General features: G+C 63.7%; 1 protein-coding gene. It reads right to left on the reverse strand.

The features are described 5' to 3' along the window. On the reverse strand, positions 1-201 hold a 201-nt coding region (locus MD536_RS21540; protein WP_239603843.1), incomplete at its 3' end, for a hypothetical protein. Between the last annotated feature and the right edge of the window lie 83 nt (positions 202-284).

Genomic DNA, 284 nt, shown 5'->3' on the forward strand with positions numbered 1-284 from the left:
GCCCCCCGAAAGGTCCGGCTGCGTTTTTCGGAGCGGCAGCGCCTGCGGTTTCCCCGGCGAGACCAGATGCGCGTCGAGGCTTTCAATGCACAGACGGGTTTTGCCGTGGTCAACCCGCACGCCGGATTGGATGGCGTGGAGGCTGCGGTTTCCATTCTCTACAACATCCAAGGGCGAAATCCAGCACCCGAGCTTTTCCATCCGCCAGCTTGCGGGCGCCACACCCCTTGGTGCAAACGAAAGCCAAGAGCCTTCCGGCAGGCGGCAGGCGGGCTTGTCGAACC

Origin of the sequence: Flavihumibacter cheonanensis, assembly GCF_022352215.1 — a bacterium.
GTDB classification, from domain to species: domain Bacteria; phylum Bacteroidota; class Bacteroidia; order Chitinophagales; family Chitinophagaceae; genus Flavihumibacter; species Flavihumibacter cheonanensis.